At 61.4% G+C, this 14,452-nt stretch carries 15 protein-coding genes; 9 read left to right on the top strand and 6 right to left on the bottom strand.

Annotated elements, in window-relative coordinates; translation table 11 throughout:
- The first annotated feature begins 129 nt into the window (after positions 1 to 129).
- The 3 genes from IB238_RS02170 (at position 130) to IB238_RS02160 (ending at position 3,127) form a co-directional block, all read left to right on the top strand.
- The gene (locus IB238_RS02170) at positions 130 to 783 is read left to right on the top strand and encodes a haloacid dehalogenase type II (protein WP_192243151.1); all 654 of its coding nucleotides are present in this window, start codon (positions 130 to 132) and stop codon (positions 781 to 783) included.
- A gap of 30 nt (positions 784 to 813) precedes the next feature.
- A complete protein-coding gene (gene tam, locus IB238_RS02165) occupies positions 814 to 1,584 on the top strand; it encodes a trans-aconitate 2-methyltransferase (RefSeq protein WP_192243149.1) in 771 nt (256 codons plus the stop codon).
- 157 nt (positions 1,585 to 1,741) lie between these two features.
- Entirely contained in the window at positions 1,742 to 3,127 is a 1,386-nt protein-coding gene (locus IB238_RS02160) for a calcium-binding protein (protein WP_210333448.1), read from the top strand.
- 96 nt (positions 3,128 to 3,223) lie between these two features.
- Here the strand turns inward: IB238_RS02160 and IB238_RS02155 are convergent, their stop codons facing one another.
- Positions 3,224 to 4,015: a pentapeptide repeat-containing protein gene (locus IB238_RS02155; RefSeq protein ID WP_192243145.1), complete on the bottom strand. Its 792-nt coding sequence runs from the start codon at positions 4,013 to 4,015 to the stop codon at positions 3,224 to 3,226.
- A 191-nt stretch (positions 4,016 to 4,206) separates the two neighbouring features.
- Between IB238_RS02155 and IB238_RS02150 the strand changes: the two genes are divergently transcribed.
- The gene (locus IB238_RS02150) at positions 4,207 to 5,364 is read left to right on the top strand and encodes an MFS transporter (RefSeq protein WP_192243143.1); all 1,158 of its coding nucleotides are present in this window, start codon (positions 4,207 to 4,209) and stop codon (positions 5,362 to 5,364) included.
- 38 nt (positions 5,365 to 5,402) lie between these two features.
- On the opposite strand, the gene IB238_RS02145 is transcribed toward IB238_RS02150, so the two are convergent.
- Both IB238_RS02145 and IB238_RS02140 read right to left on the bottom strand, forming a co-directional pair.
- The gene (locus IB238_RS02145; protein WP_246723566.1) at positions 5,403 to 5,675 is read right to left on the bottom strand and encodes a DUF2798 domain-containing protein; all 273 of its coding nucleotides are present in this window, start codon (positions 5,673 to 5,675) and stop codon (positions 5,403 to 5,405) included.
- A gap of 26 nt (positions 5,676 to 5,701) precedes the next feature.
- Entirely contained in the window at positions 5,702 to 6,004 is a 303-nt protein-coding gene (locus IB238_RS02140; RefSeq protein WP_192243141.1) for a putative quinol monooxygenase, read from the bottom strand.
- 95 nt (positions 6,005 to 6,099) lie between these two features.
- On the opposite strand from IB238_RS02140, the gene IB238_RS02135 reads away from it, so the two are divergent.
- Positions 6,100 to 6,945 (top strand): LysR family transcriptional regulator, encoded by an 846-nt coding sequence (locus tag IB238_RS02135; RefSeq protein ID WP_192243139.1) that lies wholly within the window; start codon positions 6,100 to 6,102, stop codon positions 6,943 to 6,945.
- Between the two features lie 69 nt (positions 6,946 to 7,014).
- Here the strand turns inward: IB238_RS02135 and IB238_RS25015 are convergent, their stop codons facing one another.
- Positions 7,015 to 7,404 carry a cupin domain-containing protein gene (locus IB238_RS25015; protein ID WP_192243137.1) on the bottom strand — a complete coding sequence of 130 codons (390 nt, stop codon included), beginning with the start codon at positions 7,402 to 7,404 and terminating at the stop codon, positions 7,015 to 7,017.
- Between the two features lie 624 nt (positions 7,405 to 8,028).
- The gene (locus tag IB238_RS02125; RefSeq protein ID WP_192243135.1) at positions 8,029 to 8,412 is read right to left on the bottom strand and encodes a DUF2780 domain-containing protein; all 384 of its coding nucleotides are present in this window, start codon (positions 8,410 to 8,412) and stop codon (positions 8,029 to 8,031) included.
- Positions 8,413 to 8,660: 248 nt separating this feature from the next.
- On the opposite strand from IB238_RS02125, the gene IB238_RS02120 reads away from it, so the two are divergent.
- Together IB238_RS02120 and IB238_RS02115 are read left to right on the top strand one after the other, a co-directional pair.
- Positions 8,661 to 10,211, top strand: a complete 1,551-nt coding sequence (locus tag IB238_RS02120) for a helicase HerA-like C-terminal domain-containing protein (RefSeq protein ID WP_192247273.1) — start codon at positions 8,661 to 8,663, stop codon at positions 10,209 to 10,211.
- A 167-nt stretch (positions 10,212 to 10,378) separates the two neighbouring features.
- The gene (locus IB238_RS02115) at positions 10,379 to 10,669 is read left to right on the top strand and encodes a DUF4242 domain-containing protein (RefSeq protein ID WP_192243133.1); all 291 of its coding nucleotides are present in this window, start codon (positions 10,379 to 10,381) and stop codon (positions 10,667 to 10,669) included.
- Positions 10,670 to 10,858: 189 nt separating this feature from the next.
- Here IB238_RS02115 and IB238_RS02110 read toward each other — a convergent pair whose 3' ends face one another.
- Positions 10,859 to 11,656, bottom strand: coding sequence for a hypothetical protein (locus IB238_RS02110; protein WP_192243131.1), 798 nt, complete (start codon positions 11,654 to 11,656; stop codon positions 10,859 to 10,861).
- Positions 11,657 to 11,908: 252 nt separating this feature from the next.
- Here IB238_RS02110 and IB238_RS02105 point away from each other — a divergent pair, with 252 nt between their 5' ends.
- Entirely contained in the window at positions 11,909 to 12,583 is a 675-nt protein-coding gene (locus IB238_RS02105) for a YoaK family protein (protein WP_192243129.1), read from the top strand.
- Positions 12,584 to 12,903: 320 nt separating this feature from the next.
- The gene (locus IB238_RS02100; RefSeq protein ID WP_192243127.1) at positions 12,904 to 14,424 is read left to right on the top strand and encodes an ABC-F family ATP-binding cassette domain-containing protein; all 1,521 of its coding nucleotides are present in this window, start codon (positions 12,904 to 12,906) and stop codon (positions 14,422 to 14,424) included.
- The last annotated feature ends 28 nt before the right edge of the window (positions 14,425 to 14,452 follow it).

Genomic DNA, 14,452 nt, shown 5'->3' with positions numbered 1-14,452 from the left:
ACACTACTCATCCACCTGCCCTTCCGGCCGATATCTGACAGTGCCTTTTCCCATATTGTGCAGCGCACCGAAAATTGACATTATCGCGCGCTAATGATTTGGAATGAAAGCATTTTTGGAGGAAATCGCGTGTCTTACGCAGCCTATGTCTTCGACGCCTACGGTACGCTGTTCGATGTGCATGCGGCCGTGCGTCGTCACGCGGGCGACGTCGGGCCCAACTACCAGCTCTTTTCCGAGGTGTGGCGGGCCAAGCAGCTGGAGTACTCCTGGACCCGCGCGCTGATGGGGGCCTACAAGGATTTCTGGAAGCTCACCGAAGAGGCGCTCGACTATACGTTCCAGCGCATTCCCGGCGTCGACCGGGCGCTGCGATCAAAGCTGCTAGAAGCCTACTGGAAGCTCGATTGCTACCCCGAGGTCCCCTCGGTGCTCCGCGCCCTGAAGGCGCGCGGCGCGCGCATCGCCGTTCTCTCCAATGGCTCACCGGAGATGCTGAGATCGGCAGTGACCAATGCCGCACTCGAAACCGTGATTGACGACATCTTCTCGGTCGACGCACTGAAGACCTACAAGACGGCGCCCGCCGTCTACGACATGGTGACGACCAGCTATCGGCTCTATCCGAACGTTGTGTCGTTCCAGTCGTCGAACCGCTGGGACGTGGCCGGGGCGACGAGATTCGGCTTCCGCACCGTCTGGATCAACCGGACCGGCATGCCCGACGAATATCCCGACCTCGGGCCATCGCTGATCCTGCCAACGCTGGAAGCGCTTGAGTAAACGAGGGCGAAATCCGAAGGGAGGCGGCACATGGCCTGGTCGGCGGCGCAGTATGTCAAGTTCGAGGACGAACGGACGCGGGCGGCGCGCGACCTGTTGGCCCAGGTGCCGGCCCTTCCCGACGGAATCGCCTACGATCTCGGCTGCGGACCGGGCAATTCCACCGAACTGCTGGTTGAGCGTTTCCCCTATCACTCGATCGTCGGCGTCGACAGCGACGGCGACATGCTGGGCGCCGCGCGCAAGCGGCTACCTGACATCGAATTCGCCCGCGGTGACCTGTCCACCTGGACGCCGCCACAGCCGGCCGCGCTGCTTTTTGCCAATGCGGTGTTCCAGTGGGTGCCCGATCACATCGCCGTGCTTTCGCGGCTGATGGAGGCGCTCGTATCCGGCGGCATTCTGGCCGTGCAAATGCCGGACAACCGCGGCGAGCCGAACCACACCGAAATGGATGCGACCACCGAAGACCCGCGCTGGGCCACATATTTCTCGACGCATCACCCGCGCCGCCCGCCCCTGCCCCCGACGATAGCTTACTATGATGCTCTGGCGGCCAAGGCAGCACGCGTCGACATCTGGCACACGATCTACAACCACCCGATGGCGGATGCGGCAACGATCGTGGAGTGGCTCAGGGGCACGGGCCTGCGCCCCTATCTGGCAAAGCTCCCCGCCGATGAACAGGAGCCCTTCCTCGAGGCCTACCGGCAGAGGCTGGAAAACGCCTATCCGCCGGCCGCCGACGGACGCGTGCTGCTGCGGTTTCCGCGGCTATTCATGGTTGCAGTCAAGGGATAGCACGACTCTGCTGAAGGCGGGCAACCGTTGAGCGCGCCGCGCCATCGGCCGGTTGCGGCCCGCCGCGTCCGCGATCGCCAGCGCCATCTATGGAAGGCGATTAAAGCCCAGACGTTGACCGTCATGATTAGAGCACTCAACCATGGAGGGAAATCCAATGGCGTCGCAAATCATAACGGCCAATATCGTTGGGGCAGGCATACAGATCCAATTGGCGAGCAGTGAGTTCGCATATGTCGATTCAGGCGTGACAGTCGGCGCCACAAACAATTCGTGCATCGTCGCAAGCGGAAGCAACATCTCGCTTAATATCCAGGGATCCGTCGTCGGCAGATACTCAAGCGTCATTCTCGGAACTGCGGCAGACAACGACGGGAACAAACTCCTGATCGGCGAAAATGGCTCTTTGCGCGGCTTCACCACAGGTTTGGAAATCTTCGGATCCGAAAATTTCATCGACAACAGGGGCCTGATCTGGGGGACCTACGCAGCCGTCCTGATATACGATGCCGGCGGAACGACAACGATTACGAACTCAGGCGTGATCGAGGGGGAAAGAGGGATTATCAACGCAGGTAATCAGATAACCTACCTCCATAACAACGGCCTCCTGCGTAGCACCAACAGCAAATACGCCTTTGACTCCGATTTCAACGCTAATGACCGGATCTACAACAACGGAAAGATCGAAGGTCTGGTCGATCTTGGAGATGGGGACGACGTGTACGACGGCCGGCTCGGGACGATCATCGGTGAGATCCGTGCCGGTGGCGGCATTGACACCCTCTATGGCGGCAAAGGGAATGAAGTCATGTGGGGTATGGACGGGGCCGATGTGCTCGAGGGCGGCGCCGGAAACGATGTCCTTGACGGCGGCAACGGCGCGGACAGGATGAAGGGCGGCGCCGGAAACGACACCTATGCGGTCGATGACAGCGGCGACACGATCAACGAGACGGGCGGTTCGGGCATCGACACGGTGAAATCGTCCATCAGCTTCAGCCTCGCCGCGTCCGCGAAGGTCATCGGCGCCTTCGAAAACCTGACCCTCACGGGCACGGCAGACCGCGCTGGCACCGGCAACAGCCTCGCCAACATCCTTCTTGGCAACAACGGCAAGAACGCGCTGTCGGGCGGCGCGGGCAACGACAGGCTGTACGGCAATGACGGCCACGATCTGCTTGACGGCGGGCTCGGCATCGATGCGCTGACCGGCGGCGCCGGTAATGACACCTTCCTATTCAATGCCAAGCTTGGCGCCACGAACATCGATACCATCACCGACTTCAAGGTCGTCGACGACACGATCCGGCTCGAGAACGGCATCTTCACCGCCCTGACCAAGACGGGCGGGCTCGCCGCCTCCGCGTTCCTCGCCAATACCAGCGGCAAGGCCGCCGATGCGGGCGACCGCATCATCTACGAAACCGATACGGGCAAGCTGTTCTACGACGCGGACGGGACCGGCAAGATCGCTGCGGTGCAGTTCGCGACGCTGTCCAAGAGCCTGGCGCTGACGCACGGCGACTTTTTCATCATCTGACCGGCAATGGTACATGCACCGCGCGATACGGTTCGTGCGGTGCGCTCCTCTTCGCAAGCGGGCACGCGGTACGTCTTCTCTGCTAAAAATGCCGCTTCAGTCGAACGGGCACGGCCAGGTCGGCGGCGCGGTGAAGCCGGCAGGCAGCCTTGTCGAGGCGTTGCCGCATGCGAGATCGATCTGCTCCTGTTCGAGGCCGGTCGAGGACGAAAGGTCCAGCCCCTCGATGCGTGTCAGAAACAAGAAGGCGTGGGAGAGATCAAGCCCGCCTTCGAATATCGCCTTGCTCAAATCGGCGCGGGAGAGATTGGCGTAAGGGAAGCGCACGCCGGTCAGAACCGCGCCGGAAAAATCGGCGCGCCCAAGCTCGGCTTTCTCGAAATCTACGCCGGTGAGGTTTGCGCCTTTGAAACTGGCACGTTGTAACTCTGCAGAAGCGAAGGTTGCACCGGCAGCGGAGACCTTGTCGAAACCCGTTCGGAAGCCCTCGATTCGGTTGAAGTTGGCCTTCTCCGCGGTGGCGCCGGTAAACCACGCACGCGCCAGCGACGCCTTCTCCAGGTTGGCTCCATTCATGTTCGTCCGACTGAGGTCGGTCAGCATCAGATCGGCGCCGGTGAGATTTGCGCCCCGGAAATCGCTTCCCTCCAGCATGAGGGCTCTTTTGGAGCATTCACTCCAATCGATGCCCGGCTCAGGTGAACTGGAGCAGTCGGCGGCACGTGCTGCGGGAGCGGCGGCCGTCACCAGCGCAAGCGGCAGGCCAACGGCGAGAAGCTGGAAAAACACACCCGATTGCCTGGAAAACCAACTGGAGCGATGGCTGTCTTCGGCTGCCTTGAGAGCCTTGCGCCCCACCGGAACCTCTTGGCCATTCAGCTTGCTCATTATGCCACTCCAGTCGTGCATTTCATTGCGTACAGGCTCGAACCCGGTGAAGGACCGCGTCACCAAAGTTCTCTCATAGCAGTCGGCAAATGAAAAGGATGGTTCGCGAACACCGGCCGCAAGGGCATTCCTTTTGCAACCGTACTCGGCTAAGGCTTCTCGCCGCCGCCATGCCGGCTGAGGGAGCTCTCATGCAATCCGAACAGTCCGTTCACGCCCACTCGATGCCCGACTGGCCGGCGATCGTTGCCGTGGTTCTTGGCGTCACGGCGTTTTCGGTGGCGCAGGGCGTCACATATCCGCTGATCTCGCTGGTGCTGGAGGCGCGCGGCGTCTCCTCGACGATGATCGGCGTCAATGCGGTGGGTTTCGCGCTGGGGCTGGCGGCGGCGACCCTTTTGATCGGCCGCCTGACACAGCGGTTCCAGCCTAGGCACCTGATCATCGCCGGTCTCGTCGGCTGCTCGCTCTGCCTTGCTACCTTTGCCGCCTTTTCGTCGACGCTGGTCTGGTTCGTGACCCGCTTTCTGCTCGGCTTCTGTGCCAGCTTGATCTTCATGCTGAGCGAGGCCTGGCTGAGTATCGCCTGCCCGGACCGGCTGCGCGGGCGCATCTCGGGCCTCTATGGCGCATCGATCTGCGCCGGCTTCGCCGCAGGTCCCCTGGCGATCCCGCTGTTCGGCACCGAGGACGGCTTCGGCTTCGCGCTCACCGCTGTCTATCTCGCGCTCGTCGCCTTCGCCACGGCCACACTGATGTACTCGACAAGAACCGCGCCCGAGCCGTCATCAACACGTGATCTCTTCCGGTTCTTCGGCCAGGCACCGATGCTGATCGCCATGGTCTTTGCCTTCGGCTTTGCCGACATAGCAGCAATCTCGGCCATGCCGGTCTATTTCGTCAGGACGGGTCATTCAGAGGCTTTTGCTGCGATCAGCGTCACGGTGCTGGCGCTGCCGACCGCCCTTGCCCAGCCTTTCATCGGCTACGCCCTCGATCGGCTGCCGCGCCACCGGGTTGCCGTGGGCACCGCCTTCGTTGCGGCCCTCAGCTACCTCGCTATACCCTTCATCGACACACCGGCGCTGATCCTTGTCACCTTCGCGATGATGGGAGCGGCAAGTTTCTCGCTCTACACCTGCGCGCTCACCATGCTCGGAGAGAATTTCCGCGGCAGCATGCTGGTCGCCGGGAGCGCTGCCTATTCCCTGATATACGCGATCGGCAGCGGTGCCGGATCGAGCCTCACAGGCATCATCATGGAGGTCGGCGGATCGGACGCAGGCCCGCTGTCTGTGGGAGCAGCCCTTACCGTCTTTACCGCCGCCTTCGTGCTGGCCAAGCGATAGTACTTTGCGCCAATCAAGCCGCAGACCGATCAGACTTGCTACGCCGGCTGGTTCCCCGCTGATTTGGAAACGGGTGTCTCCACCATCAATGCGACGATCCGCCTGACGACCGGGAGCACGAAGAGCGCCACCGGAAAGGCAACGACATAGGATACGCCCCAGGCCTGGAGGATACGCCAGTGAACATCCTCGACTAGGCCGACCACACGCAGCGTCGAGATGGCGGAAACGACACCTGACATCAAGAGCGACAGGATCATCGGCATGACGATCACCTGGGAGCGCGCCGGCAGCTTGCGCAGGCGACCCAGACGGCGCGACGGATCGGCCGTGACGCTCACGACAGCCACTCCCTTTTGATCGGATCGATGGATGCCACCAGGTCGAGCGCAAAGAAGGCGCGCGTATGCGCCAAGTGCATGTGTGTGTCGAGCGCCGCATGGCTGGCGAAGTCCTCGACCAGCAGGAAGAGACCCGGCTCCGATATCGACTGGTAGAAATCGAACTCCCGGCACCCGGCTTCAACGATCGTCGCCTTGCGCAGTTCAGCAAGGGCGGTGCGCATCCTGTCGGCCTGCCCCGCCCGTGCCTGGAGGCGAACCACTTTTCTCACGCTATCCTGTCTGTCCGTCTCGGCCATGCTGGGCTCCTCTCGTTCGGGAACCCATGTGTTGCATCCAAACCCTTCTGTGCGATATTCCCTAATGCCGCGCATTTAATGTGAGATTTTGCACAATGATGGACTGGGACGACCTGCGCTATTTCGCGGCCCTTGTCGATGACGGATCGCTTTCGGCCGCCGCCCGCCGCCTGAAGGTGGATCACGCGACGGTGGCGAGGCGGATCAGCGCTCTGGAGGCAAAGCTCGGCATTCGCCTGGTGGACCGCCGCCCCCGTCGCTATCTGCTGACGCCAGAAGGGGTTCGGGTTGCCGAGCATGCACGGCGCATGGAACTGGAAGCCTTCGCGCTTGAGCGATCGATACAGTCTCCGCCAGGCGCAAGGGTGGTCGAGATCTCGGTGAGTGCGCCGCCAATGATTGTCAGCGGCCTGATCACGCCGCGGATTGCCGCGTTCCGCGCGACGAACCCAAACATCCGGCTTCATCTTCTGGGCAATATCCGAAACATTTCTCTGACGCGCCGCGAGGCGGACATCGCGCTGCGCCTCAGCCGCCCCACGGATACGACACTTGTCATCCGCAAGGCCGGGACGATCCTCTACCGGCTTTATGCGTCGCCGCAGTATCTCGCCTCGCACATGCCACCAGACTACGAGTTCGTAGCCTTCGACGAATCCGTCGGCGAGATAGCCCAGCAGCACTGGCTTGAGGCGGTCGCGGGAGCGCGCCCGATCACATTCCGCACGAATGAACTTGCGATCCAATGCGCCGCAGCCGAAGCCGGCCTCGGCATTGCCGCCCTGCCAGATTTTGCAGCGAAACGGCTCGGGCTGTCGGAAATGGACGAAACGACCGGAGCCTTTGCCCGCGAGGCCTGGCTTACCTATCATCAGGACCTTCGGAACAACGCCGCCGTCTCCACGGTCGTCGCGTTCCTGGCAGACTGCCTGCCGAAGTGATTGCGGAAATGCGCGGCATTAGGTAGCAAAGGCCACCAAAGCGGTTTCGGTGCCGTACTTGCCCGCCATTCAGTCGATGTCTGTCTGAATCCAGCGGGTGGAGTGGTGAATGTCGATCGTCTGTAGCCGTCCTGGACCAATATTCTCGAACCTGTGTGGAACGCCCGCGGGTCCCAATACGGCTTCTCCCGCGCCAGCTTCGATCACATCGTCTCCAACAAAGAACCTCGCCCTTCCCGCGACAACGACAAAGGTTTCATCATAAGGATGAACATGCAACCGTGGGCCTTCTCCTAGCGTATCATTGCCATAAGCAAGAACAGTGATTGGCCCATTTATAGCCTCTCCCGGGAGTACGCCGCGCCACGGGCCCTCCGCCTGGGAATTGTAAACGTAACCTTTGGTAGCGGCTCTACCGTCAGGTGTGACTGTTTCTGGATCAAAATCTCTTCGCGTCACAGCTCAACTCCGTGAAACACTGTCTATTCGAAGGTATGGCTGCAAACTAGTGCGTGCCCTACCACCTCAGCGATACTCGTAAAACTCTTTCGATCGGCACTTTATCTCTATTTGTGACAGAACATCCTTCTTGATGAAAGTCGAGACCATCGTCACCCCGCTCCGCCCCAGGGACACGAGACTGCGCGTCGAGATGGCTGCTCATGGCGCGTAGTGGACAATGTGCGACGTCTGCTATTGGCCCAAAGCCGCCAACGCCGCATCGTTATCGGTTAGTGGCATTTGCTACATAGTTCCGGAAATGCGACGGCGCCCAAGGCATCTCACGAGGAGCTCTCTTCCGTCGCTCCAGGCACCTCGCGAATAGCCTTTCTGCCGTCACCCCGGACTTGATCCGGCATCCAGTCACGGCGCGTCGGCGCCGTGAATAACCTCGCCTGTTTCCGTGGGACTGCCTAAGTCTTTCGCGCGATGGACATCGCGCGCTGGATGCCGGATCAAGTCCGGCATGACGGAAACATCGGGTGCTGCTCGAAGGCATGAACGGCGCACAAAACTCCACAAAAAATTGGGGGCGAACCACCGGCCCGCCCCTCACCGTCATCGATATATTTGCCGCTCGCCTTAGACGAACTGGCTGAGGCCCGGGACGGAACCGACCACTTCGTCGACGACTTCGCTGCCGGCGTGTTCGCGTGCGACCGCGATCGTCTCCTTGGCAAGGCCTGTGATCTCGCCCATGCCAAGGCCCTGACTCATCAGCTGCTGACCAAGCGCCATAACGCCGCCGCCCATCTTGCTGAGCAGACCGCCGAGCAGACCGCCGGAGCCCTCGCCATTGTACTTTGCGACCAGCTCGGAAGCGCCGGGAATGGCTTCGATCATCTGCGCAACCGGCCCTTCGGCCGCCTCACGCTGGAGGAAGCCGAGCATCATGCCGATGGCTTTTTCAGCCGTGGCCGGCTCGATGCCAACATTTTCGGCGACGCGATTGACGAGATCGTTCATGGAAAGTCCTCCAGTATGCATTTGACGTTAACGTCAACGTTAACGGAATCGACCAACGAACTCAAGCGTGGGGAAAGCCAATTTATCGTACACAGGTCTTTCTCCCCTGTCACCACGGGTGTTGAAGTTCCGCATTCACCCTATAAAGTCTTCGAGGCGATTCAATGAATTCATCCGGGTGATACGGCACCGGAGTGCCCTCGCCAAGGGCCGGCATGCACAAGGGAGAAACCACAGTGAGCGAGACCATATTTCAGGACGGGAAGCTCTATATCGGAACCAGCCGCAAGCCGGACAACGCCATCAACAAGCCGGAATATCTCGAACTGAAATTCGGCAACCGGCATGGACTGGTGACCGGGGCCACCGGCACCGGCAAGACGATCACCCTGCAGATCCTCGCCGAAAGCTTCTCCAACGCTGGTGTCCCGGTCTTCTGCGCCGACGTGAAGGGCGATCTTTCCGGCATCGGCGCTATGGGCGAAGCGAAGGACTTTCTCCTCAAGCGCGCCGAAGAGATTGGCCTCCAGCCCTACGATTTCCACGAGTTCCCGGTGATCTTCTGGGATCTCTATGGCGAAAAGGGCCATCGCGTCCGCACGACCATAACCGAGATGGGGCCGCTGCTCTTGTCGCGGCTGATGAATGCAACGGACGCGCAGGAAGGTGTGCTCAACATCGCCTTCAAGATCGCCGACCAGGGCGGGCTGCCGCTGCTCGACCTGAAGGACCTGCAGGCACTGCTGAACTACATGGGCGAGAACGCCACCGAGCTTTCCAACCAGTTCGGCTTCATCTCCAAGGCTTCCGTCGGCTCGATCCAGCGCGAACTGCTGATCCTTGAACAGCAGGGCGCAGAGCATTTCTTCGGCGAGCCCGCCCTAAAAATCTCCGACATCATGCGCACCACCAATGACGGACGCGGGGCGATCTCGGTGCTGGCCGCCGACAAGCTGATGATGAACCCGAGGCTTTACGGGACCTTCCTGCTCTGGCTGCTCTCCGAGCTGTTCGAGGAACTGCCGGAAGTCGGCGATCCGGACAAGCCGCGGCTCGTCTTCTTCTTCGACGAGGCGCACCTGCTCTTCAACGATGCGCCGAAGGTTCTGATCGAGCGCGTCGAACAGGTGGTCCGCCTGATCCGCTCGAAGGGCGTGGGCGTCTATTTCGTCACCCAGAACCCGCTCGACGTGCCCGAGACCGTTCTGGCCCAGCTCGGCAACCGCGTCCAGCACGCGCTGCGTGCCTATACGCCGCGCGAGCAGAAGGCGGTCAGGACCGCCGCCGACACCTTCCGCCCCAATCCGGATTTCGATTGCGCCACGGTTATCACCCAGCTCGGCACCGGCGAGGCATTGGTCTCGACGCTCGAGGGCAAGGGCGCGCCGTCGATGGTGGAGCGCACGCTTGTCCGTCCGCCGGCCTCGCGCGTGGGACCGCTCACCGATGCAGAACGCGCCAACGTGCTGAAGGTCAGCCCGGTTGCCGGCCTCTACGACGAGGATTTCGACCGGGAATCGGCCTACGAGATGCTGGCAGCACGGGCGAAGAAGCTCGAGGCGCAGCAGCAGGCCGAACAGGAGGCAGCGCAGCAACAGCAGAACGGCGGCAGCCGCTGGACGCTGCCGGGCTTCGGCGACGACGAGCCGACGCCTTCCGGCACGGCCAAGCCGAAGGGCCGCACCGGTTACCAGCGCGAAACGGTCGTCGAGGCGGCGATGAAATCCGCCGCCCGCAGCATGGCCAACTCGCTTGGCCGCGCCATCGTGCGCGGCATCCTAGGAAGCCTGAGGCGGTAGCTCTACCACGACGTTTGAGTTTCTTTGGGCGGTCGTTTGGCCGCCCAACGGAACCGACTCCCGGTCCATTCATCAATTGCAGCGGCTACCCGACCGCACGATTTGATTGACTTCCGCTCCGATGAAGCGGCTTGATGATCCTTGTCAAACCGCGAGGAGGTTGCAGGATGCCTACCTTCATCATCGAGCGAGACATACCCGGAGCGGACAAGCTGAGCGCAGACCAGCTCTGCAATGTATCCGCCACGTCGAACAAGGCCATGCGGGAGCTCGGCAAGCCCTACAAGTGGATCACGAGCTACGTCGCCGGTGACAAATTCTACTGCGTGCACGAGGCGGACAGCGCGGACGTCATTCGCGAGCACGCCAGGCTCGGCGGTTTTCCGGCAGACAAGGTGACGGAGATTACCGCCATTATCGGCCCGACCACAGAGACGGACGGCAAGATGGGCTCGTAGCCGCGAAATGCCGACAAGTTGCCGCAAGGCGCCGGGATGTGCCATAGGCGGGCGTTGAAACGGCCGCCCGCAGCATGGCCAAATCGCTCGGCAGCCATCGTGTTCTTGGGAGGCTTGAGGCGGTGACCTCTATCGCGTTTTTTTTGCGATGGTGAGATCAATATGGTGTTTTACTTTCGCTTCGAAACGCTATTGAACTGAAGCGAGCGTTGTAGTTTGCGGTACCGTTGGCAGTTCGTTCAGCATCGACGCGATCGCGCTCCTCACAAGCCCTGCGATCGTTATTGCTTCCTCCAAGGTGATCGCTGCCTCAGGGTGAACAATCGGGTTCCTATATAGATCTTTCAGCTGAGCTAGAACGGCGATCACTTTTGGGTTCGCGTGCGGTGTAAGCGCCCGAATGTAAACGCCCAAATTTCTTTGCTTCGGTTCCGCATGACCCTTTGCCACCTCCGAATAGTAACGTCGTACGACGGCTTCCAATGCCCGGAAAAGATGAAACGCGCCAGCAGTCCCCAGTTCAAACGCTATACATCGAGCCGCTTCCCTTGCGTCAAAGACCGCTTCTGGAACTTTCGTTTGGAGATCAGGCGGCATTATAGCCTCTCCACCACTGAGCAGCGCCTCGGTACTGTAGGGCGGCTTTCCCGAAACAAAGAATGTCGGCAGCGTAGCTAACTCCGCGTTTAGAATAGTTTTAAACTCTTTTCGCCTATGCTCAATCAACCATGCATCCGCATCATCCAGGCTACCAGTATTTTTTCGCGTGAGTATATCAGAAAGTTTTGCATGCAACTTCTCAGCCGCTGAACGCGAACTGATGATTGAATTACTGTACAGACTTTGATTTAATAGCGCATCCAGATTGAAGTGCGCGAAATAAATTTGCCCCCAGTTTTCCGTAAGAGGCGTTCCCGGTTTTATATCCTGAAGTGCATCTACTGCCTGCACAACGTCAATCACCCATGTCAATGAAATCCTAATCAATAGGCACTCCGTTACCTGAGACCGCCGCTGCGGCGATCATAAAATTACCTGCAGCTTACCGTATTCGACATCGACGGAAACCAATCGTCTTCGCGCCCCCACGTTAACGCTGCGTTTCCTCAAAATCCACACTCGCTTCGAGTCTGCAATTCTTGCTTGCGAGCAGCACCTTCGCCGGTACTTCACCCAACTTGCAATGGCCGTCTACCTCTGATTAGCTCCTCGCATACGCAAAACCGGACCGATTCCCGCATGACTGTCGCGCGGCGCCGGCGCCTGATCCGGCGCCAACGGAGTTCTGTCGGCCTCGCGCTCGTCGCGGCCATCTCGTTTCTCGCCGGCATGACCGACGCGATCGGTCTGATGGCGGTCGGCGAATTCGTCTCGTTCATGAGCGGCAACACCACCCGCGCCTCCGTCGCGATCGCCGATGGCGACACGTTTCGCGCGATTCTGCTGTTGACAGGGCTCGCTGCCTTCGTGTTCGGCAACAGTGCTGGGGTCATCATCGCCAGCCGCTTCAGGTCGCATGGCGTGCTGCTCTGCGTAACCGCTCTGCTTGCGGCCTCCGCACTCGTTCCGGATATCCGCGAGGCACGGTTCCTGCTTCTGATCTTCTCGATGGGAACGATCAATGCAGCCGTCGAGCAGATCGAAGGACTGCCGATCGGCCTGACCTATGTCACCGGTGGGCTTTCCCGTTTCGGACGCGGTCTCGGGCGCTGGATCCTGGGTGCGCGCAACAACCAGTGGCTCGTCCAGCTCGTACCGTGGAGCGGCATGCTGGCGGGCGCAATCGCCGGCGCAATGCTGCAGCGTCACACTGCCGGCGCAGCCGCCTGGGCGCCCTTCATCGTCGCCGCGCTCGTGACGGCGGCCTCGATCCTCATCCCCCGGCGCTGGTCGGCCCGTTTTGCCCCGCGCTAGGGCTTCACCGCCGGAGATTGCAATCGGCACCGCTTGATGCTATCGAAACCCTCTCGAATTAACCGCGCGAAAGGAGGGCGGACGTGAGATTCGATTTCCTGCCCAATCTGACGCATGGTCCCGATCGTGCCCTGCAAATGCGTTTGCAGGGCTGACCAGAGACCGTTTTCTCGACACCTGTCCCTGGTCTGCCCCTCGTGGCAGCGTGCGTCCATGCGTGACGTGCGCAAATTTCAATGCTTCCGAGTTCGAACGCGCCCTTCGATGATGGCTGAGGCCCTCGATGCGGCGTTCGCTTGGATTTCGATCAGGGATCGATCATGTCGCTCATCAATATCCGCAATCTCGGCGTCACCCTTGCCGCGCCGCTTTTTTCCGGCTTGAACCTTTCTGTCAACGCCGGCGATCGCATCGGCCTCGTCGCGGCGAATGGCCGGGGCAAGTCCACGCTCTTCCGCTGCATTGCCGGCGATATCGAACCCGGCGAAGGCGAGATCACCAAGGCGCGCGGGCTGACGGTCGGCCACGTCGAACAGAATGTGCCGCCCGCCCTGTTTGGCGCCACCTTCCACGAGGCCGTGCTCGCCGCCTTGCCGGCCGATCAGGCCGAGCATGAAAGCTGGCGCGTCGATGTGGTGCTGGAATCGCTGGAGGTGCCCGAGGCGTTTCGCACGCGCGCCCTCTCGCAGCTCAGCGGAGGCTGGCAGCGGCTGGCGCTTCTGGCCCGGACCTGGGTCACAGAGCCGGACGTGCTGCTGCTCGACGAGCCGACGAACCATCTCGACCTGAACCGCATCTTCCAACTGGAAGAATGGCTCAACACCCTGCCGCGCGACGTGCCGGTGGTCATGTCCAGCCACGACCGCGCCTTCCTCGACGCCACGACCAACCGGACGCTGTTTCTGCGACCCGAGCGGTCGCAGGTCTTCGCCCTGCCCTATTCGCGTGCCCGGGCGGCGCTCGATGAAGCCGATGCCGCGGACGAACGGCGCTACCAGCGCGATATGAAGACGGCGCAGCAGCTGCGCCAACAGGCGGCCAAGCTGAACAATATCGGCATCAATTCCGGCTCCGACCTTCTCGTTGTGAAGACCAAGCAATTGAAGCAGCGGGCGGAGAAGTTGGAGGATTCGGCCAGGCCTGCGCATCTCGAACGCTCGACCGGCGCTATCCGGCTCGTCAACCGCGGCACGCATGCGAAGGTGCTGGTCACGCTGGAGGACGCGGCAATCGAGACTCCGGACGGCACCCTGCTTTTCCGCACCGGAAAACAGTTCGTCTGCCAGGGCGACCGCATCGTGTTGCTCGGACACAACGGCGTGGGGAAGACGCGCCTCGTCTCGGCGCTGAAGGCGGCGATCGAGGGCACGGGCGTGGCCGGCATCAAGGCGACACCCAGCCTCGTGCTCGGTTACGGCGACCAGGCGCTTGCCGATCTCGCCGATGCCGAGACGCCGTTGCGCACGATCATCCGGCGCTTCGACATCGGTGACCAGCGGGCGCGCACGCTGCTTGTCGGCGCGGGCATGACGATCGAAATGCAGGGGCAGCCGATCGGCCGGCTTTCCGGCGGCCAGAAGGCACGGCTGGGCATGCTGGTCCTGCGGCTGACGAACCCGAACTTCTTCCTGCTCGACGAACCCACCAACCACCTCGACATCGAGGGGCAGGAGGCGCTGGAAAGCGAGCTGACGGCGCATGAGGCAAGCTGCCTGTTCGTCTCGCACGACCGCAGCTTCGTTCGCGCTGTCGCCAACCGCTTCTGGCTTGTCGAAAAGCGCCGGCTGGTCGAGGTCAATGGGCCGGAGGCATTCTTTGCGGCGGCGGGGAAACGGGAGTAACCGCCCTTTCTCCCCTCCCCGCTGGGCG

It is taken from the genome of Rhizobium sp. ARZ01, assembly GCF_014851675.1.
Lineage (GTDB): Bacteria > Pseudomonadota > Alphaproteobacteria > Rhizobiales > Rhizobiaceae > Mycoplana.
The sequence above is the reverse complement of the archived record's forward strand: the minus strand, read 5'-3'. Positions and strand labels throughout refer to the sequence as shown.

Coding starts and splice junctions, on each gene's coding strand:
- IB238_RS02140 (WP_192243141.1), bottom strand. CDS start 6,004: ATGGCCGAGACGGACAGACAGGATAGCGTGAGAAAAGTGGTTCGCCTC.
- IB238_RS02100 (WP_192243127.1), top strand. CDS start 12,904: ATGTCGCTCATCAATATCCGCAATCTCGGCGTCACCCTTGCCGCGCCG.
- IB238_RS02105 (WP_192243129.1), top strand. CDS start 11,909: ATGACTGTCGCGCGGCGCCGGCGCCTGATCCGGCGCCAACGGAGTTCT.
- IB238_RS02115 (WP_192243133.1), top strand. CDS start 10,379: ATGCCTACCTTCATCATCGAGCGAGACATACCCGGAGCGGACAAGCTG.
- IB238_RS02160 (WP_210333448.1), top strand. CDS start 1,742: ATGGCGTCGCAAATCATAACGGCCAATATCGTTGGGGCAGGCATACAG.
- tam (WP_192243149.1), top strand. CDS start 814: ATGGCCTGGTCGGCGGCGCAGTATGTCAAGTTCGAGGACGAACGGACG.
- IB238_RS02125 (WP_192243135.1), bottom strand. CDS start 8,412: ATGAACGATCTCGTCAATCGCGTCGCCGAAAATGTTGGCATCGAGCCG.
- IB238_RS02135 (WP_192243139.1), top strand. CDS start 6,100: ATGATGGACTGGGACGACCTGCGCTATTTCGCGGCCCTTGTCGATGAC.
- IB238_RS02155 (WP_192243145.1), bottom strand. CDS start 4,015: ATGAGCAAGCTGAATGGCCAAGAGGTTCCGGTGGGGCGCAAGGCTCTC.
- IB238_RS02150 (WP_192243143.1), top strand. CDS start 4,207: ATGCAATCCGAACAGTCCGTTCACGCCCACTCGATGCCCGACTGGCCG.